This is a genomic window from Micromonospora coxensis, assembly GCF_900090295.1.
In the GTDB taxonomy this organism is placed as follows: domain Bacteria; phylum Actinomycetota; class Actinomycetes; order Mycobacteriales; family Micromonosporaceae; genus Micromonospora; species Micromonospora coxensis.
In genome coordinates this window covers 5103830-5122759 of record NZ_LT607753.1, presented here as the reverse complement: position 1 = coordinate 5122759, position 18930 = coordinate 5103830, and the positions used below count along the sequence as shown (strand labels likewise).

The following is an 18930-nucleotide window of genomic DNA, read 5'->3' as shown; positions in this document are numbered from 1 at the left end:
GGTGATCGCCGTGGCCTGGATCGTGCTGGTGCTCTCCGGACTGCTGGAGACCGCGTGGGCGGTCTCCCTCGACCGCAGCGCCGGTTTCAGTCGCCCGCTCCCCTCGATCGTCTTCGTGGTGACGCTGGTGGCGAGCATGGCCGGCCTGGCGTACGCGCTGCGCGACATCCCGGTCGGCACCGGCTACGCGGTCTGGGTCGGCATCGGCGCGGTCGGCACCGCCCTGGTCGGGATGGTCGCGCTGGGCGAGTCGGCCAGCCTGCCCCGGATCCTCTGCCTGCTGCTGGTGGTCGCGGGTGTGGTCGGGCTGAAGCTCTTCCACTGACCCCGGCCGCTGCGCCCTATCCGCCCGGATGCGTACTTCGAGGCCGGAGTGGGTAAGCACCGCCCGACCACAGGACTGAAGGCTCTCATCACGGAGGACGTCATGGCCGACATGCACGCGACCGCCCGCCCGCGCAGCAACGCCGCCCGGATCTGCACGATCCTGGCCTTCGTCTTCGCCGTCGTCGCGATCTTCGTGGCGCCGGTGATCTTCGGTATCGCCGGCCTGGTGCTCGGCATCGTCGGCGCGGTGCTGGGCGACAAGCCGCTCGGCTGGTACGCCGCGGCCGCGAGCGTGGTCGGCGCGATCATCGGTGTCGCGCTGGTCGCCGCCCTGCTCAACTGACGTCCCGGACCACCACCGCACGAGGCCCGCCGGAATCCGGCGGGCCTCGTCGCGCCCGCGCCGCGACCGGTGCGGTGGTGTGGTCAGCCCTCGTCGCCGCGCAGGCCGACCAGGACCTCCTCCAACTCGTCCGGCTTGACCAGCACGTCACGGGCCTTGGAGCCCTCGGAGGGGCCGACCACACCCCGGGTCTCCATCAGGTCCATCAGCCGGCCCGCCTTGGCGAAACCGACCCGCAGCTTGCGCTGGAGCATCGAGGTCGAGCCGAACTGCGAGGTGACCACCAGCTCCACCGCCTGCACCAGCAGGTCCAGGTCGTCGCCGATGTCCTCGTCGATCTTCTTCTTGCTGTCCTGCGCCGGGGCCAGCACGTCGGGGCGGAACTCCGGCTCCCGCTGGTCCTTGCAGAACTTGACCACGTCGGCGATCTCGCGCTCGGTCACCCACGCGCCCTGGATCCGGATCGGCTTCGACGCGCCCATCGGCAGGAAGAGGCCGTCGCCCCGGCCGAGCAGCTTCTCCGCGCCCGGCTGGTCGAGGATGACCCGCGAGTCGGCCAGCGACGAGGTGGCGAAGGCGAGCCGGGACGGCACGTTCGCCTTGATCAGGCCGGTGACCACGTCGACCGAGGGACGCTGGGTGGCCAGCACCAGGTGGATGCCGGCGGCGCGGGCCAGCTGGGTGATCCGGACGACGGAGTCCTCCACGTCGCGCGGGGCCACCATCATCAGGTCGGCCAGCTCGTCGACGATCACCAGCAGGTAGGGGTACGGACGCATCTCCCGCTCGCTGCCCGGCGGGGCCTTGATCTCGCCGCTGCGCACCTTGCGGTTGAAGTCGTCGATGTGCCGGACCCCGTTGGCGGCGAGGTCGTCGTAGCGCATGTCCATCTCGCGCACGACCCACTCCAGCGAGTCGGCCGCCTTCTTCGCGTTGGTCACGATCGGTGTGACCAGGTGCGGGATCCCCTCGTAGCCGGTCATCTCGACCCGCTTCGGGTCGATCAGCAGCAGCCGCACCTCGTCCGGGGTGGCCCGGGTCAGGATCGACACCAGCAGCGAGTTCAGGCAGGAGGACTTGCCCGCGCCGGTCGCGCCGGCGATCAGGATGTGCGGCATCTTCGCGAGGTTGGCCACCACGTAGCCGCCCTCGATGTCCTTGCCGAGCGCCACCACCATCGGGTGGTGGTCGCTGGTGGCGGCCCGCGAGCGCAGCACGTCACCGAGGGCGACGTTCTCCGGGTCGGTGTTCGGGATCTCCACGCCGACCGCGCTCTTGCCCGGGATCGGGCTGAGGATGCGCACGTCCGGCGACTTCACCGCGTACGCGATGTTGCGGGAGAGTTGGGTGATCCGCTCGACCTTGACGCCCGGGCCCAGCTCGACCTCGTACCGGGTGACGGTCGGGCCCCGGGTGAAGCCGGTGACCTCCGCGTCCACCCCGAACTGGTCGAAGACGCCGGTCAGCGCGGCGATCACCTCGTCGTTGGCCCGGCTGCGGGTCTTCGGCGCAGCGCCACCGCTGAGCATGTTGGCCGGCGGGAGGGTGTAGTCCCCGTCCATCGCGGTGAGCGCGAGCTGCTCGGCCCGCGTCGGCGGCGGCGAGTGCTCCGGCGGTTCGACCGGCTTGCGGCTGGCGGGCACCTTCGCCGGTGGCCTGCGGGGCAGCACCAGGGTCTCCTGGAGGTCCACCGCGTCGGGATCGTCGTCCAGGTCGTCCGGGTCCAGCGGCGGCGGCACGGCCTTCTTGCGCGGCCGGCGGGCCGGCTTCTCGACCGGCGCCTCGGTCTCGCCGGTGGGCGGCGGCGCGACCAGCGTGCCGGCGAGCAGGCCGAGCCGCTCGGGGATCTTGTTGATCGGGGTGGCGGTGACCACCAGCAGACCGAAGACGAGCAGCAGGATCAGCAGCGGCACGGCCACCCAGGCGGTGACCGCCGCCTCCAGCAGGTCACCGATCCCGGCACCGATCAGGCCGCCCGCGTAGTCGCGCTGCACCGGGTCGACCGGGTCCTGTCCGATGTGCAGCATGGCGGCGGTGGCGACGAGCATCGAACCCCAGCCGACCAGGCCCCGGCCGCGGTGCTCCGGGTCCGGCGGGGTACGCATCAACCGCCAGGCGCCGATCATCAGCAGCACGGGCACCACGATCGCGATCGCGCCGAGGAAGAGACGCACCGTGTCGGCGAGCCGCGCGCCGAGCGGACCGGCCCCGGAGAACCAGATCCCCACTCCGCTGAGGATGGCCAGCCCGAACAGCAGCAGTCCCGCCCCGTCCCGGCGGTGCTCCGGGTCCAGGTCACCGGCGGAGGCGACCTGCCGGCCGGCGCCGCGCACCGCCCAGCCGACGCCGTGCGCCAGACCCATCCACAGTGCACCGATCGCCCGCCCGACGTACGCCGCCGGGGTCGGCCGGGTCGTGGTCCGCCGCCGGGGCGCGGCCTTCGCGGCCTTCTTCGCCGGCTGGCGGGCACGGCTGTTCGTGGTCCCGCGCGGCGACGCGCCGCGTCGCCGGCTCGCCTGAGAGGTACGGCCCGCCATAGAGTCACCGTAACGGCGTCACCCGGGAGATCGCCGCTTTTCCGGGTCGTGTCCGTGTGTCGCAGCACGGACCGCGCCCGCAGACGTGTTATTCGCCTCAGGAAGGGATGCCCGATGGCGTCGCCTGCTTTCGAGGACGGTTCGGACCCCCTGGCCGGACACCCGCAGGCCCTGCGGCCGTTGACCCGCGATCTGGTCGCCGCCGTGCTGGGCAACCGGGGCTACGCCTACTCGACCGACGACGACGGCGACCTGGTGGGCCGCTGGGACGACAACCTGATCTGGTTCCTGCGTCCCGGCGAGGCCGGGGAGCTGCTCCAGGTCCGCACCATGGCGGCCCCGGCCTTCGGCATCGAGTACGTCCCCGCGCTCTACGCCTTCTGCAACTCCTGGAACCACGACCGCCTCTGGCCGAAGGCGTTCGTGCACGTCGACGACGAGGGGGTGGCCCGGGTCTGCGGCGAGGTCATCACCGACCTGGAGCGCGGCGTCACCCCGCACCAGCTCGACCAGCTCATCGACTGCGGCATCTCCACCGGCTGCCAGCTCGCCGCCGCCGTCGGCCGGCTCCCCGGCGGGACGACCCGGTGACCGGCCACGCCGGGGACGCCGACCGCCGGCTGCGGGGCGCCCCGGCGCCGGAGTTGGCGGCGGCGCTGGCCGACGCGCGGGACCTGCCCGACGGCGAGGCCCGCTTCGCCGAGCTGGAGCGGATCGCCGCCCGGGCCGACGCGCTCGGCGACGCGCGGTCCGCACTGGACGCCCGGCTCGCGCTGGTCGAGGCGTACCTGCTGCACGGGGAACGGTGGCGGCTGGCCGAGCCGGTGCGCCGCTGCCTCGCCACCGTCGACCGCTGCCCGGAGTTGCTGGCGGAGCGGCCCGGCGACGCGGAGCTGCTGCGCCGGCACCAGCGGCACGCGGTGGAGGCGGCGATCGGCACCCCGCGGGTGGGCCTGGACACCGCCCGCGCCCTCCTCGACGACCTGGCCCGCCGGGCCGGCGAGAGCAGCGGGCTGGTCGCCCAGCTGCGGTGCCGGCTCGCCGACCACCTCGGCGACGAGCCGGCCGCCCGCCGCTGGCACGACGCCTGGGCCGCCGCCGAGCCCGACCCGGCGGCCGGCTGCCCCGGCTGCCTGCCGGCCCGCCGGGCGGAACTGCTCGCCGGGTGGGGCGACGACGCGGCGGCGCGGGAGACGCTGCGTCCGGTCCTCGACGGCGCGGTGGACTGCACCGACCAGCCGGAGCGGGCCCTCGCGGTGGGGCTGCTGCCCTGGTTGCGCGCCGGGGAGGCGGAGCGGGCCGGGCAGGCGCACGTGCGGGCGTACCGGCGGCACCGGCGGGAGTGGGCGGCCTTCGGGTACCTCGCCGCGCACCTGCGCTTCTGCGCCCTGGCCGGGCATCCCGAGCGGGGCCTGGACGTGCTCGCCGAGCAGCTGCCCCGGCTGGACCACCCGTACGACGACCTCGCCGCGATGGAGTTCGCCGCCGCCGGGGCGCTGGTGTGCGTCCTGGCCGCCGAGGCGGGGCTGGGCGGGCGGCGGATCCACCGATCGGCGCACGGCAGCCGTCCGGCCGCCGAGGTGGACGTGGACACCCTCGGCACCGACCTGCTGACCCTGGCCACCGGGCTGGCCGGCAGCTTCGACGCCCGCAACGGCACCGGGCACCAGTCCGGCCGGATCGCCTCCTGGCTGGCCGAGCGGCCGGTCGGCCCGCCGGTGCCGCTGCCCGACGACGACGGCGAGCCGGCGGCCGACGACGACCCGCCCTTCGTGCCGGCGGCCGACGAGCCGGCCCCGCTGAGCCTGACCATGATCACCTCGGTGCTGGACCGCCGGGGCGACGTCTACGCGGTGGACGCCGGTGGCGTGGTGGTCGGCCGCTGGAACGAGGCGGTGATCCAGTTCCGGCAGGTGGGCACGCGGGGGGAGATCCTGCACGCCCGGGTGGTGGCGGCCCGCCGGTTGCCGGCGGCGCGGCTGAGCGAGGCGTACGCCTTCTGCAACGCCTGGAACCACGACCGGTTGCTGCCCAAGGCGTACGTGCACGACCTGGGCGGTGGCGAGCTGGTGCTGGCCGGTGACGTGACCACCGACCTGGAGCACGGGGTGGCCCCGGTGCAGCTCGGCGTGCTGGTCGACGCGACGGTCGCCACCGGCGTCGCGTACGCCGAGGCGGTCGCCGCCCTGCCCTGACCGGCCGACGGTGGGGTCGGAACCCGCCGGACGACAGCGGCGGAAACCCGCTGCTGCCGCGGTGACCTCCGGACGCGGAGCGGCCCCCCGGCCACCGGGCGGTGGTGGTCGGGGGGCCGCGGTCCGCGGGTCCGCCGGTTCAGTTCGCGGAGAACGCCAGGGTGTACTCGCCGGAGCCGCTCTGGGCAATGACCCGATAGCGGTACGCCCCGGCGGCGCCGTCGGACTCCAGCCGGGCGATGCCGTCGACGGTGGTGGCGCGGGCCACGGTGCGGAAGCCGACGCCGGTCCAGCGCTGGAGTTCCAGCACCAGCTGGGCGCCGTCGGGGGCGTCCAGGCAGGCGCGCTGCGCGCCGGCCTGGGTCACGTACCAGCGACCGTCCGGCTGGGCCTGGGAGCGGCCGGCGGAGATGGTCCCGGTCCGGCTGGCGTCACCGGTGCAGACCGAGGTCTCCGCGCCGCCGCCGGCCGGCGGTGCGGTCGGGGCGGTGGTGGCCGGCGGGGCGGTGGCGTCGCCGCCGGCCGGCGGGTCGGCCGGGGCGGACTGGCCGTTCGCGGTGACCAGGGTCAGGTTGTTGCGCTGGAGGATCTCGTTGACCGGCTGGAAGAAGGTCACGCCGCCGACGGTGCAGTCGCCCGACCCGCCGGAGGTGACACCCTGCGCCTGGTCGCCGGAGAGCCACGCGCCGCCCGAGTCACCGGGCTCGGCGCAGACGTTGGTCCGGGTCAGCCCGGTGACCGTCCCCTCCGGGTAGTTGACGGTGGCGTTCTTGGCCTGGATCACGCCGCAGCGGGCGCCCGTGGTGGAGCCGGAGCGGCAGATGGACGCGCCGACCGGGGCCTCGGTGGCGCCGTTGACCGGCACGACACCGCCGTTGAAGTCGTTCACCACGCCCTGCGGGGTCCACTGGTCGTTGGTCCGCACGAACGCCCAGTCGTCGCCGGGGAACGAGGACGCGGCGAAGGTGCCCTGGGCGACCCGGTTGGCGCCGGTGGTGCGGTCGCCCTGCCGGCCGCAGTGCCCGGCGGTCACGAACCCGCCGACCACCGAGAAGCCGACCGAGCAACGGCCGGCGTCGTTGATGAAGTAGGCGTCGCCGCCGCGCACGTCGAACAGCGGGCGCGGCTGCTCCCGGGACGTGGTGACCCGGACCGCCCCGGCCGGGGCCCCGGACGCCGCGGCGAAGCGGCGGCCGGCCTCCTCCGCGCCGGGCCGGGCGAGCACCACCACCGAGTTGGTGGCCACGTCGACGTACCAGCCGGCGATGTCCGGGGTGGCCTGTCGGCCGGCGGAGTCGAGGCGGCTCTTCACCGCGTCCAGCTCGCTGACGCCGCGCTGCACCTGCTTCGGCACCGCGCCGGCCGCCTCGACCTTCGCCGCCTCGGCCGGGTCGGCCACCGCCACGGTCAGCGTCGCGCCGTCGGCGCTCAGCCAGGCGCCGGCGTAGTCCGCGCCGAGCTGCGCGCGGAGCCGGCCGAGGGTACCGGTGGCCTGCCGCTCGGCGGTCAGCCGCCGCACCGCCTGCTCACGGCTGAGCCGCAGGTCACGGCTCATCGCGTCCACCACCTCGGGGGCCACCCCGCCGGTGGCCTTCGTCCCGGCCGGTCCGCCGGCCGTCGGGGTGGCGTTCTCGCCGGCGAACGACGGCAGGGTCACTGCCGCCGTCAATCCCGCCGCCGCCACCACGACGCCGATGGCTGTCATCCGTCTGCGGTCCATCCGCCATGCTCCTCCCGGCCGGCACCTGGGTGCGCCTGCCGGAACGGAGTACGGAGACGATGACCGATCGGTTGAACCCGAACCGGACTTTTCAGCGCAGCGTGTCCGAGTGATCACGTAACGGACACGACGACGCCGGTCCACCGAGGACGGCGGACCGGCGTCGCGGAGCCGGTGGGATCAGACCTCGACGACCGTGGGGACGATCATCGGACGCCGGCGGTACGCGTCGTTGACCCAGCGCCCGACGGTGCGCCGGACGATCTGCTGGAGCTGGTGCGGGTCGGTGATGCCGTCCGCGGCGGCCCGGTTGAGCGCCTCGGTGACCAGCGGGACCACCGGGTTGAACGCCTCCGGGTCCTCGGAGAAGCCCTTCGCCGAGACGGTCGGCCCGCCGACCACCTTGCCGGTGACCGAGTCGACCACCACGGTGGTGGCGATGAAGCCGCCGTCGCCGAGGATGCGCCGCTCGGTGAGCAGCGACTCGCTGACGTCACCGACGGCGAGGCCGTCGACGTAGACGTAGCGGCTCTTCACGTGCCCGACCAGGCTGGCGCGCCCCTCGACCAGGTCGACCACGTCGCCGTCCTCGCAGAGCACCACCCGGTCCGGCGCGACGCCGGACTCGATGCCGAGCCGGGCGTGGGCGCGCAGGTGCCGCCACTCGCCGTGCACCGGCATCAGGTTGCTCGGGCGGACCACGTTGAGCAGGTAGAGCAGCTCACCGGCGGGGGCGTGGCCGGAGACGTGCACCTTGGCCACGTCCTTGTGCACGACCACCGCGCCGGCCCGGGCCAGCCGGTTGATCACCCGGTAGACGGAGGTCTCGTTGCCGGGCACCAGCGAGCTGGCCAGCACCACGGTGTCGCCGGGCGCGATGGTGATGTGCCGGTGGTCGCCGCTGGCCATCCGGCCCAGGGCGCTCATCGGCTCGCCCTGCGAGCCGGTGGACATCAGCACGATCTGCTCGGGCGGCAGGGTGGTGGCCTCCTCCAGCCCGACGACCAGGCCGGGCGGGATGTTGAGCAGGCCGAGGTCGCGGGCGATGCCCATGTTGCGGACCATCGACCGGCCGATCAGCGCCACCTTGCGGCCGTGCTCGATCGCCGAGTCGAAGACCTGCTGCACCCGGTGCACGTGCGAGGCGAACGAGGCGACGATGATCCGCCCCTTGGCCTTCGCGAAGATCGAGTCGAGGACCGGCCCGATCTCCCGCTCCGGGGTGACGAAGCCGGGGATCTCCGCGTTGGTGGAGTCCGACAGCAGCAGGTCCACGCCCTCGGCGCCGAGCCGGGCGAAACCGGCCAGGTCGGTGATCCGGCCGTCCAGCGGGAGCTGGTCCATCTTGAAGTCGCCGGTGTGCAGCACCAGGCCGGCCGGGGTGCGGATGGCCACCGCGAGGGCGTCCGGGATCGAGTGGTTCACCGCGAAGAACTCGCACTCGAACGGGCCGAGCCGCTCCCGGCCGCCCTCCCGCACGGTCAGCGTGTACGGCTGGATCCGCCGCTCGGCCAGCTTCGCCTCGACCAGCGCCAGGGTGAACTGGGATCCGACCAGCGGGATGTCGGGCTTGTGGGCGAGCAGGTACGGCACCGCGCCGATGTGGTCCTCGTGGCCGTGGGTGAGCACGATCGCCTGCACGTCGCCCAGCCGGTCCAGGATCGGGCCGAAGTCGGGCAGGATCAGGTCCACGCCGGGCTGCTCGACGTCGGGGAAGAGCACCCCGCAGTCGACGACGAGCAGCTTGCCGTCGTACTCGAAGACGGTCATGTTCCGACCGATGGCGCCGAGCCCGCCGAGCGGGATGATCCGCAGGCCGCCCTCCGGCAGCGGCGGGGGCAGCTCACCCTCGAAGTGCGCCTCGGTCACGCGTCCACCTCATTCTGCGACGCCGTCGGGCGTCCGTCGTGTCGTGCGGTCATCAGGGAAGGTCCACGCCCGCCGCGGCGCAGTCGGCGCGCAGCTGGGCGATCTCGTCGGCGGTGGCCTCCACCAGCGGCGGGCGTACCGGTCCGGCCGGCAGGCCCTTGGCCGCCAGGCCCGCCTTCACCAGGATCACGCCCTGGGTACGGAAGATGCCGGTGTACAGCGGCAGCAGCCGCCGGTGCAGGGCCAGCGCGGTGGCGTGGTCGCCCGCCTCGTACGCCTCGATCAGCTGCTTGGTGCCCACGCCGGTGAAGTGCGTCGAGGTGCCGACCACGCCGACCGAGCCCACCGCCAGGGCGGGCAGGGTGAGCGAGTCCTCGCCGCTGTAGAAGGCCAGGCCGCTGCGGCTGGTCACCCAACTGGTCGCGGTCAGGTCGCCCTTGGCGTCCTTCACCGCGACGATCCGGCCGTGCTCGGCGAGCCGCACCAGGGTCTCGGTGGCGATCTCCGTGCCGGCCCGGTGCGGGATGTCGTAGAGCATGACCGGCAGGCCGGTGGCGTCGGCGACCGCGGTGAAGTGGCGCAGCAGGCCGCTCTGCGGCGGCTTGTTGTAGTACGGGGTGACCACCAGCAGGCCGTGCGCGCCGGCCTTCTCGGCCGACACGGCCAGCTCGATGGTGTGCCGGGTGTCGTTGGTGCCCACCCCGGCGAGGATCCTGGCCCGGTCGCCGACCGCCTCCGCGACGGCCCGGATCAGGGCCTCCTTCTCCGCGTCCGTGGTGGTCGGCGACTCGCCGGTGGTGCCGTTGAGCACCAGCGCGTCGTTGCCCTGCTCGTCGACGAGGTGGGCGGCGAGGCGTACCGCGCCGTCGAGGTCGAGGGACCCGTCGGCGGCGAACGGGGTCACCATGGCCGTGATCAGTCGGCCGAACGGGCGCGACACGCCCCGGTCGGGGGCGGCAGGGTGGTCGTGCGTCATGTTCACAACCTAGCGGACGACCACCGGAGGGCCGGTGGGGAAGGGCTCAGGACCACTCGGCGTGCGGGCTGCTCGCCACCTCGGTGCCGTCGGGCAGGGTGGAGATCACGAAGTCGGTGAAGACGTTCGGGGCGACCTGCTGGAGCTGGCGCAGGCACTCCACCGCCAGCTCGCGGATCTCCACGTCGGCGTGCTCGGTGGCGCGCATGGCGATGAAGTGCCGCCAGGCGCGGTAGTTGCCGGTGACCACGATCCGGGTCTCGGTGGCGTTGGGCAGCACCGCCCGGGCCGCCTGCCGGGCCTGCTTGCGCCGCAGCGTCGGGTTGGGCTCGTCGGTGAAGCGCTGCTCCAGCCCCTCCAGCAGCTCGGTGTACGCCCGGACGCTGGCCTCGGCGGCCTCGACGAACTTCTTGTGCAGCTCCGGGTCCTCGGCGATCACGGCGGGCTCGACCATGGCCGCGTCCCGCTCGGGGACGTAGCGCTGGGAGAGCTGCGAGTACGAGAAGTGCCGGTGCCGGATCAGCTCGTGGGTGAAGGAGCGGGAGACTCCGGTGAAGTAGAAGCTCACCGAGCCGTGCTCCAGCACCGACAGGTGCCCGACCTCCAGGATGTGCGCCAGGTAGCCGGCGTTGGTGGCGGTCGCCGGGTTCGGCTTCTTCCAGCTCTGGTAGCAGGCCCGGCCGGCGAACTCCGCCAGGGCCTGGCCGCCCTCGGCGTCGGTCTGCCACGGCACGTCGTCCGGGGCCTGGAACTGGGTCCACGCGATCAGCTTGACCTGGGGCTGCACCATCTCCGGCATTCCTGGGACTGTAGTGGCCACGGTGCCTGCCGCGAAACTTGGGCTCGCGGGGCGGAAAGGGTGCAGGAGCTGCGAATCGTGGACAGTTGCCGTCGCCCGGGGCCGGCACGTGTCCAAGATCTCGCAGCGGCACCAGGTCAGACGTAGAGCGACGTGAAGGGTGCCCAGGGCAGGTTGCGGGCCACCGAGAAGGCGAACCAGACGGCGAGGAACCCGGCGATCACCGGGGAGCTGATCCGCAGCTCGGGCAGACGCCAGCCGAACGCCTGCTTACCCGCCCAGGCGACGAAGAGGTACGCCAGGAAGGGCAGCGCGAAGACGAAGACGAAGTGGTGCCGGGCGGCGGCCGGCAGGTCGGCGTGCAGCACGTACCAGAGGGCGCGGGTGCCACCGCAGCCCGGGCAGTCCAGCCCGGTGGTGAGCTTGAGCAGGCAGCTCGGGGCGGCATCCGGCGCGCTCCGGGTCGGGTCGCTGACCAGCGCGTACGCCACGCCCATGCCGACGCAGCCGAGGGCGGCCAGCGGCACCGCCCAGCGGGGGGCCCGCTCGTGCACCCGCAGCACGAACCGGGTGAGCCGGTCCGGCTCGACCTGGGGGTACGCCCCCGGTGGCGGCCAGGGCGCCTCGGCCGGCCCGGGGCCCGGAGCGGCCTCGGCGGTCGTCGGCCCGCCCGCGGGGGTGCCACCGGGAAGCGGTGACATGTCGGCATCCTGCGCCTGCCGGCCCGCCCCGGCCGGCCCGTCCACGCTCGTCACGCGCTCACGGTACACCGGCCACGCCCTTCAGCGCGGCGGCCAGCGGGGCGGCGAGGTCCCCGGCGGCCGGCGGGGCCACCGCGTCGAGGCCGAGCCAGCCGGCGAGCCGGTGCAGCTCGGCGGCGAGCGCGACAGCCGTCTCCCCCTCGTCCACGCCCGGCTCCCGCCAGGCCGCCGGCACCAGCAGCACCCCGGCCCGGCGGTCGGCCTTGAGGTCGACCCGCGCGGCGAACCGCTCGCCGTGCAGGAACGGCAGCACGTAGTAGCCGTGCACCCGCTGCGGGGCGGGCACGTAGATCTCGATCCGGTAGGTGAAGTCGAAGAGCCGCTCGGTGCGGGCCCGCTCCCAGACCAGCGGGTCGAAGGGGCTGACCAGGGTGGCGACCCGGACCCGCCGGGGCAGCCGCGCGGCGGCGTGCAGCCAGGCCGGCTGCCGCCAGCCCTGCACGGCGACCGGCCGCAGCTCCCCCGCCTCGACCAGCTCGGCGATCGCCTGCCGGGCCCCGGCCAGCGGCAGCCGGAAGTAGTCGCGCAGCTCCGCCTCGGCGGCCACCCCGAGGCAGCGGGCGGCCACCGACACCAACGTGCGGTACGCCTCGGCGTCGGTGGGCGTGGGCGCGGCCAGAGCCGCCGCCGGCAGCACCCGCTCGGGCAGGTCGTAGCGGCGGGCGAAGGAGGTGGTCCGCTCGGCGGCGGCCACCTCGCCGGCCCAGAAGAGGAACTCCAGCGCCCGCTTGACCGCCGACCAGTTCCAGCCCCAGTTGCCGGTCTCCCGGGGCGCGTCGTGCTCGATCTCGGCGGCGGTGAGCGGCCCCCGGGCGGCCACCTCGTCGCGTACCCAGGCGACCAGCTCCGGCTGTTCCTCGGCGATCCGCCGCATGCCGCCCCAGGCGTGGGTGCGGGCCCGGGCCATCCGCCAGCGCAGCGCCGCGTGCAGCCCGACCGGCACCAGCGACGCCTCGTGGCCCCAGTACTCGAACAGCTCGCGGGGGCGGCGGTAGGCGGCGGTGTCCAGCAGGGCCGTCGGATAGGGCCCGAGCCGGCTGTAGAGGGGCAGGTAGTGCGCCCGCTGGAGGACGTTCACCGAGTCCATCTGGATCAGGCCGACCCGGTCCAGCACCCGGCGCAGGTGCCGCCGGGTGGGCACGCCGGCGGGCGCCGGGTCGGCGAAGCCCTGGGCGGCGAGCGCCACCCGCCGGGCCTGGGCGAGGGAGAGCGATTCCGGTGCGGCCATCGTCGGGACCCTAGACGACGGGTACGACGGACGGCTCCGGGCCGCCGCGCGGCGTCGGACGCGCCGAGCTGAGGACGTCGTACGGAGCGGACACTGGACCGGCCCCCCATCGGGGCATACAACGGACACATGCTGACCATCCGCCGCGAGGAGCCGGAGGACGCCGAGGCGATCGCCCGGGTGCACATCCACGGCTGGCAGGCCGGCTACGCCGGCATCATGCCGGACGAGGTGCTGCGCCGACTCAACCCGCTGGCGTGGGCGCAGCGCCGGCGGGACCTCGGCACGGCCGACCCGGAGCACCCGTTCACCACCCTGCTGGCCGAGGTCGACGGGGTGCCGGCGGGGTTCACCACGTTCGGGCCGTACCGCAACGAGCAGGACCGCGACGACCTGGACCCGGCGTACGGCGAGATGCTGGCGATGTACGTGGAGCCGGCGCACTGGGGCGACGGCACCGCGCGGGCCCTGCTCGCCGCCGCCCGCGACGGCCTGGCGGCCCGGGGCTGGCGGGAGTACCGGCTCTGGGTGCTGGAGGACAACGCGCGGGCCCGCCGCTTCTACGAGCGGGCCGGCCTGTCAGCCGACGGGCAGCGCTCCACCTACCCGGTGCCGCTCGCCGGCGGGCGTCCCCCGGTGCACCTCGACGAGGTCCGGTACGTCGGCCGGCTCGACGGCTGACCCGGCCGGCCCGGCCGGCCCGGCGCCCGGGTGCCCGGCCGGCGAGGCGGTACGCCGGATCGGCAGCAGCACCAGCAGCGCCAGGCTGATCCAGACGTAGGTGTTGCTGCCCAGGAAGCCGTCGAGGCCGGTGAAGTCCTTCTCCCAGGCCCACACGATCCGGCTGCACAGCAGCCCGTACGCGACCACCGCGAACCCGGCCAGCGCGCGGCGCCGCCGGCTGCCCGCCGGCGCGGCCACGGCGTTGTCGACCAGCAGGATCAGCCCGGGGATCAGCCAGACCAGGTGGTGCACCCAGGTCACCGGGCTGACCAGGCACATCAGGGCGCCGGTCAGCGCCAGCCCGGTGGCGTGGTCGCCGACGGCCGCCGCCGCCCGGCAGCGCCACGCCCAGAGGGCCAGGGTGGCCAGGACCAGCACCAGCCAGGCCAGGGTGCTCGGGTGCTCAGGGTCCAGCCGGGCCACCACGCCGCGCAGCGACTGGTTGGAGACGAAGGCCAGCTCGCCGACCCGGCCGGTGTTCCACAGCGCCGAGGTCCAGAACTCGCGCGAGGCGTCCGGGAAGAGCGCGGCGGCGACCAGGGTGGCCAGCGCGGCGGCGGCCATCGAGGTGAACGCGGCCCGCCACCGCCGGGTGACCAGCAGGTAGACGATGAAGACGCCCGGGGTCAGCTTGATCGCGGTGGCCAGGCCGATACCCACCCCGGCCCACCGGTTGCCCGCCGGCAGCAGCCGCAGCAGGTCCACCGCGACCAGGAAGAGCAGCAGCATGTTGACCTGGCCGAAGTTCACCGTCTCGCGCATCGGCTCGTAGGCGGCGGCCAGGCAGAGCGCCACCGCCAGGGCGAACCAGCGGGTCCAGCCGGCCCGGCGGGAGACCGGGTCGAGCAGCCACCAGATCAGCACCGTGCTGACCACCACGCTGGCGGCCACGCTCACGGTGATCGCCGCCGGCCACGGCAGGTACGCCATCGGCAGCATGACCAGCGCCGCGAACGGCGGGTAGGTGAAGCCGTACTGGGTGCCGGGCTTGAGGTAGTCGTAGATCTCGCCGTCGTCGTGGACCCAGAAGTCCAGCGCGCCGTAGTAGACCTTCAGGTCGAAGAAGCCGTGCCGCACGGCGGCCACGGAGAGGAAGGCGGCCACCGCGACGGCGAGCACGACCACCCCGACGACCTGGGCGGCCGTCCTCCTGGCACCCTGCGCCACCGTCATCTCCCCCGCCCTGCGTAGGCTTGCGTCCCATGGCTCTGGGGTACGTCCGCCCGGCGCGTCCCGAGGACGCCGGCGAGATCGCACGAATCCAGCTCGCGACCTGGCGGGTCGCCTATCGCCGCATCCTGCCCCGGCACGTGCTCGACAACCTGGACGAGGCGTACCTGGCCCGGCGGTGGAGCGCGGCGGTGCAGGAGCCGCCCTCGGGCGCGCACCGGGTGCTGGTCGCCGTCGAACAGGCCGAGCAATCCTATCTGGTGGGGTTCGCCGCCTCCGGTCCGGCGGACGCCGAGGCGCTCGCGCCGCAGGAGCCGGCCGAGTCCCTGGGCGAGGGCGTGGTGGCGGTGACCGACCTGCTGGTCGAGCCGCGCTGGGGCCGGCGCGGGCACGGCAGCCGGCTGCTCTCGGCGCTGGTGGAGCACTGGCGCGCCGACGGCTTCTCCCGGGCCGTGGCCTGGGCGTTCGACGGCGACGAGGCGATCCGGAAGTTCCTCACCAGCACCGGCTGGGAGCCGGACGGCGCGGCCCGCGCGCTGGACGTCGACGACATGCTGGTCCCCCAGCTGCGGCTGCACGTCGCGGTCCCGACCGAGCCGGTCACCACCGACTGAGGACGCCGGAACGCGCGTCGCTCGGTGCGCGGTGTCACAGGTGGGGCCTACGGTGGCCCCATGACCACGGCCACGGCGAGCACGGCCACCGACCTGGAGCAGTTCCGCGTCGAGTTGACCGGCTACGCGTACCGGATGCTCGGCTCCATCTTCGACGCCGAGGACGCGGTGCAGGAGACCATGCTGCGGGCCTGGCGCGGGCTGGACCGGTTCGACGGGCGGGCCAGCGTGCGCACCTGGCTCTACCGGATCGCCACGAACGTCTGCCTGGACGCGCTGCGCGGGCGGGAGCGGCGGCCCCTGCCGACGGACCTCGGTGACCCGTCCGCCCCGGTGGCCGCGACGCTCGGCGTGCCGGCCGGTCAGTGGCTGGAGCCCGCTCCGGACACCGCCGTGCTGCCCACCCCCGGTGATCCGGCCGAGGTGGCGGTGGCCCGCGAGTCGGTCCGGCTGGCCTTCGTCGCCGCGCTGCAACACCTGCCGCCCCGGCAGCGGGCGGTGCTGATCCTGCGCGACGTGCTGGGCTGGCACGCCGGCGAGATCGCCGCGCTGCTCGACACCACCGTCGCGGCGGTCAACAGCGCGCTGCAACGGGCCCGGGCCACCATGGGCGGGCGGGACGCCACCGCACCGGCCCCGGCGCTGGACCGCGCGCACCTCGACCTGCTCGACCGCTACGTGCGGGTCTTCGAGCGCTACGACATCGACGCCCTGGTGGGCCTGCTGCACGAGGACGCCGTGCACAGCATGCCGCCGTACGCGATGTGGCTGCGCGGCGCGGCCGACATCGGCCGGTGGCTGCGCGGGCCCGGGGCCGGCTGCCGGGGCTCCCGGCTGGTGGAGGTGACGGCCAACGGCGGCCCGGCGCTGGCGCAGTACCGGCCCGACCCGGCCGGCGGGCACCGGGCGTTCTCCGTCCAGGTGCTGACGATCGCCGACGGGCGGATCACCGGGTTCGTCCACTTCCTCGAACCCCGGCTCTTCCCCCTGTTCGGCCTGCCGGCCCGGCTCGCCGCCTGATCGGCCCCGCCGCCACCGAAGCGGATTCCCGCCGCGCCGACGCCGATGATTTCGGGCTCCCCGTGTCGTCCACCCCGGTAGACGTCGTTGAGGAGTGAGATGACCGCCCAGACCATGCCGCGCGCCGGCGCCGGGCGACGGGAGTGGATCGGGCTCGCCGTGCTGGCGCTGCCCACCCTGCTGCTCGCCCTCGACCTCAGCGTGCTCTACCTGGCCCTGCCGCGGCTGAGCACCGAGCTCGGCGCGGACAGCACCCAGCAGCTCTGGATCACCGACTCCTACGGCTTCCTCATCGCCGGGTTCCTGGTCACCATGGGCACCCTCGGCGACCGGGTGGGCCGGCGACGACTGCTCCTGATCGGGGCCACCGCCTTCGCCGTGGTCTCGGTGGCCGCCGCGTACGCGCCGAACCCCGAGACGCTGATCCTCGCCCGGGCGCTGCTCGGCGTCGCCGGGGCCACCCTGATGCCCTCCACCCTCGCGCTGATCAGCAACATGTTCCGGGTGCCGGCCCAGCGGGCGATGGCGATCGGCGTGTGGATGTCGTGCTTCATGGGCGGCATGGCGGTCGGACCGGTGATCGGCGGGGTGCTGCTGGCGCACTTCTGGTGGGGCTCGGCCTTCCTGCTGGGCGTGCCGGTGATGGTGCTGCTGCTGGTCGTCGCGCCGATCCTGCTCCCGGAGTACCGCGCCCCGCAGCCGGGCCGGCTCGACCCGGTCAGCGTCGCGCTGTCGCTGGGCGCGATCCTGCCGGTGATCTACGGCCTCAAGGAGCTGGCCCGGCACGGCGGCCGCCCGCTGCCCGCCCTGGCCATCGTGGGCGGCGCGCTCGTCGGCGCGCTCTTCGTCCGGCGGCAGCGCCGGCTGGCCGACCCGCTGCTGGACGTCCGCCTCTTCGCCACCCGTTCCTTCACCGTCGCGCTGCTCATCTTCCTGCTCAACGGGATGGTGATGGGCGGGATCTTCCTGCTGGTCAACCAGTGGCTGCAACTGGTCGAGGGGCTCTCCCCGCTGCGCGCCGGGCTGCTGCTCGTACCGCAGGCGGTGGTGATGATCGGGGCCACCATGCTCGCCCCGCTGCTGGCCCGCCGGTTCCGGCCCGGTCACGTGATGGCCGTCGGGCAGCTGGTGACCGCCGCCGGTTTCCTGCTGCTCAACGGGGCGGACGACCCCGGCGCGCAACTGGTCGTGCTGGTCGCCCTGGTCCTCGCCTCGGCCGGGATGGCCCTGCCGTCCGCCCTGATCACCGACCTGATCGTCGGGTCCGTCCCGCCCGAGCGGGCCGGCTCGGCCGCGTCGACGTCGGAGACCTTCGGGGAGTTCGGCATCGCGCTGGGGGTGGCCACCCTGGGCAGCCTGAGCGCCGCCGTCTACCGGGGCGAACTGGACCGCACCCTCCCCGCCGGCCTGACCGCCGAGGCGACCGGGCGGGCCCGCGACGGGCTGGCCCGGGCGGTCGAGGTCGCCGGTGGGCTGCCCGGCGGCGCCGCGCTGCTCGACGCGGCCCGGGCCGCGTACACCGACGGGTTGATCCTGACCGCCACGGCCGCGGCGGTCCTGGTGGGCGGGCTGGGCGTGGTCGCCGTGGTCGCCTTCCGGTCCGTGCCGCCGTACGCGCCGGCCGACGCGGCACCGACCGGCGAGCCGCAACCGACCGCGGCCGTCCCGCACTGACCCTGTCCGACGACGTACGACACGAGGAGAAACGGATGTTCAGGGACACGAAGGCGTTCAGCGGGTTCTCGGTGGACGACACCGACCGCGCGCAGCAGTTCTACGCCGAGACGCTCGGCCTGCGGGTGTCGCGGGACGACGCGATGGGCGGAATGCTGACCCTGCACCTCGCCGGTGACCGGCCGGTGCTGGTCTATCCGAAGGCCGACCACGTGCCGGCGACGTACACCGTGCTCAACTTCCCGGTCGAGGACGTCGAACGGGCGGTGGACGAGCTGACCGCGCGGGGGGTGCGGTTCACCCGCTACGAGGGGATGCCGCAGGACGACAAGGGGATCATGCGCGGCAACGGCCCGGACATCGCCTGGTTCACCGACCCCGCCGGCAACGTCCTGTCGGTGCTCGCCCAGGACTGACCGCGGCCGGACCGGTCAGTCGCGGCGCAGTTCGGCGACCACCTCGTCGTCCTCCACCGCCCCGGTGGGGGCGAAGCCGATCGAGCGGTACAGGGCGGCGGCCGGCACGTTGTCCGGGTGGTACGACAGCCGGACCGGGTGGCCGCCGTCCTGCGCGGCGAGCCAGTCGGTGAGGGTACGCACGGCCGCCCGGCCGACGCCCCGGTCCTGCTCGCCCGCGTCGATCACCATGCCGCCGATCCAGCGCGAGTCGTCGTCGTCCACGCCCCACATGACGTGGCCGACCACCGTCTCGTCGGCGTACACCGCGAGCGAGGTCCACACGTCGGAGCGCATGGTCAGCACCAGGTAGCGGGCCGCCAGGGCGGGCACGTGGGTCCGCTGGTCGTCGCGGGGGGCGACGTCGGCGACGGCGCGCCAGTTGTCGTCGTCCACCGGCCGCAGGGTGACGTGTCGGCCGGCCCGGTCGCGCAGCCCAGAATCGATCACCAGACGAGCCTAGGCTCCCGACCCCGCCCCACGGCGACCACTTCCGCCGCTTGCGACACCGACCACACC

The 18930-nt window shown here is 74.4% G+C and carries 18 protein-coding genes; 9 read left to right on the top strand and 9 right to left on the bottom strand.

Annotated features, from left to right (window positions below; translation table 11 throughout):
• The first annotated feature begins 10 nt into the window (after positions 1-10).
• Together sugE and GA0070614_RS23435 are read left to right on the top strand one after the other, a co-directional pair.
• Positions 11-325 carry a quaternary ammonium compound efflux SMR transporter SugE gene (sugE, locus tag GA0070614_RS23440; RefSeq protein WP_088979611.1) on the top strand — a complete coding sequence of 105 codons (315 nt, stop codon included), beginning with the start codon at positions 11-13 and terminating at the stop codon, positions 323-325.
• 102 nt (positions 326-427) lie between these two features.
• Entirely contained in the window at positions 428-670 is a 243-nt protein-coding gene (locus GA0070614_RS23435) for a hypothetical protein (RefSeq protein ID WP_088977985.1), read from the top strand.
• A gap of 83 nt (positions 671-753) precedes the next feature.
• Here GA0070614_RS23435 and GA0070614_RS23430 read toward each other — a convergent pair whose 3' ends face one another.
• A complete protein-coding gene (locus GA0070614_RS23430; RefSeq protein WP_088977984.1) occupies positions 754-3207 on the bottom strand; it encodes an FtsK/SpoIIIE family DNA translocase in 2454 nt (817 codons plus the stop codon).
• 114 nt (positions 3208-3321) lie between these two features.
• Between GA0070614_RS23430 and GA0070614_RS23425 the strand changes: the two genes are divergently transcribed.
• Together GA0070614_RS23425 and GA0070614_RS23420 are read left to right on the top strand one after the other, a co-directional pair.
• On the top strand, positions 3322-3798 hold the full coding sequence (locus tag GA0070614_RS23425) for a type III secretion system chaperone family protein (protein ID WP_088977983.1): 477 nt from the start codon (positions 3322-3324) through the stop codon (positions 3796-3798).
• The gene (locus GA0070614_RS23420; protein ID WP_408630705.1) at positions 3795-5402 is read left to right on the top strand and encodes a type III secretion system chaperone family protein; all 1608 of its coding nucleotides are present in this window, start codon (positions 3795-3797) and stop codon (positions 5400-5402) included. The genes GA0070614_RS23425 and GA0070614_RS23420 overlap by 4 nt, the downstream gene beginning before the upstream one ends.
• A 139-nt stretch (positions 5403-5541) precedes the next feature.
• Here GA0070614_RS23420 and GA0070614_RS23415 read toward each other — a convergent pair whose 3' ends face one another.
• The 6 genes from GA0070614_RS23415 to GA0070614_RS23390 all read right to left on the bottom strand — a co-directional run bounded on the left by GA0070614_RS23415 (position 5542) and on the right by GA0070614_RS23390 (position 12755).
• Positions 5542-7122: a S1 family peptidase gene (locus GA0070614_RS23415; RefSeq protein ID WP_088977982.1), complete on the bottom strand. Its 1581-nt coding sequence runs from the start codon at positions 7120-7122 to the stop codon at positions 5542-5544.
• Between the two features lie 180 nt (positions 7123-7302).
• Positions 7303-8991, bottom strand: a complete 1689-nt coding sequence (locus GA0070614_RS23410; protein WP_088977981.1) for a ribonuclease J — start codon at positions 8989-8991, stop codon at positions 7303-7305.
• A gap of 52 nt (positions 8992-9043) precedes the next feature.
• Positions 9044-9967, bottom strand: coding sequence for a 4-hydroxy-tetrahydrodipicolinate synthase (gene dapA, locus GA0070614_RS23405; RefSeq protein WP_088979609.1), 924 nt, complete (start codon positions 9965-9967; stop codon positions 9044-9046).
• Positions 9968-10013: 46 nt separating this feature from the next.
• Positions 10014-10757 (bottom strand): FAD-dependent thymidylate synthase, encoded by a 744-nt coding sequence (gene thyX / locus GA0070614_RS23400; protein WP_088979608.1) that lies wholly within the window; start codon positions 10755-10757, stop codon positions 10014-10016.
• Between the two features lie 146 nt (positions 10758-10903).
• Positions 10904-11467 (bottom strand): DUF2752 domain-containing protein, encoded by a 564-nt coding sequence (locus GA0070614_RS23395; protein WP_088977980.1) that lies wholly within the window; start codon positions 11465-11467, stop codon positions 10904-10906.
• Between the two features lie 58 nt (positions 11468-11525).
• Positions 11526-12755: a winged helix-turn-helix domain-containing protein gene (locus GA0070614_RS23390; protein ID WP_088977979.1), complete on the bottom strand. Its 1230-nt coding sequence runs from the start codon at positions 12753-12755 to the stop codon at positions 11526-11528.
• A 129-nt stretch (positions 12756-12884) separates the two neighbouring features.
• On the opposite strand from GA0070614_RS23390, the gene GA0070614_RS23385 reads away from it, so the two are divergent.
• A complete protein-coding gene (locus tag GA0070614_RS23385; protein WP_088977978.1) occupies positions 12885-13436 on the top strand; it encodes a GNAT family N-acetyltransferase in 552 nt (183 codons plus the stop codon).
• On the opposite strand, the gene GA0070614_RS23380 is transcribed toward GA0070614_RS23385, so the two are convergent.
• Entirely contained in the window at positions 13335-14645 is a 1311-nt protein-coding gene (locus GA0070614_RS23380; protein ID WP_088979607.1) for a glycosyltransferase 87 family protein, read from the bottom strand. The two genes, GA0070614_RS23385 and GA0070614_RS23380, sit on opposite strands and share 102 nt — an antisense overlap.
• A 35-nt stretch (positions 14646-14680) precedes the next feature.
• Here GA0070614_RS23380 and GA0070614_RS23375 point away from each other — a divergent pair, with 35 nt between their 5' ends.
• From GA0070614_RS23375 to GA0070614_RS23360, 4 genes are all read left to right on the top strand, one after another.
• Positions 14681-15262 carry a GNAT family N-acetyltransferase gene (locus GA0070614_RS23375; RefSeq protein ID WP_088977977.1) on the top strand — a complete coding sequence of 194 codons (582 nt, stop codon included), beginning with the start codon at positions 14681-14683 and terminating at the stop codon, positions 15260-15262.
• Positions 15263-15322: 60 nt separating this feature from the next.
• Positions 15323-16282: a sigma-70 family RNA polymerase sigma factor gene (locus tag GA0070614_RS23370; protein ID WP_088977976.1), complete on the top strand. Its 960-nt coding sequence runs from the start codon at positions 15323-15325 to the stop codon at positions 16280-16282.
• A 99-nt stretch (positions 16283-16381) separates the two neighbouring features.
• Positions 16382-17956, top strand: a complete 1575-nt coding sequence (locus GA0070614_RS23365; protein ID WP_088977975.1) for an MFS transporter — start codon at positions 16382-16384, stop codon at positions 17954-17956.
• A gap of 35 nt (positions 17957-17991) precedes the next feature.
• The gene (locus GA0070614_RS23360) at positions 17992-18372 is read left to right on the top strand and encodes a VOC family protein (RefSeq protein ID WP_088977974.1); all 381 of its coding nucleotides are present in this window, start codon (positions 17992-17994) and stop codon (positions 18370-18372) included.
• Positions 18373-18387: 15 nt separating this feature from the next.
• Here the strand turns inward: GA0070614_RS23360 and GA0070614_RS23355 are convergent, their stop codons facing one another.
• A complete protein-coding gene (locus GA0070614_RS23355; protein ID WP_088977973.1) occupies positions 18388-18861 on the bottom strand; it encodes a GNAT family N-acetyltransferase in 474 nt (157 codons plus the stop codon).
• Between the last annotated feature and the right edge of the window lie 69 nt (positions 18862-18930).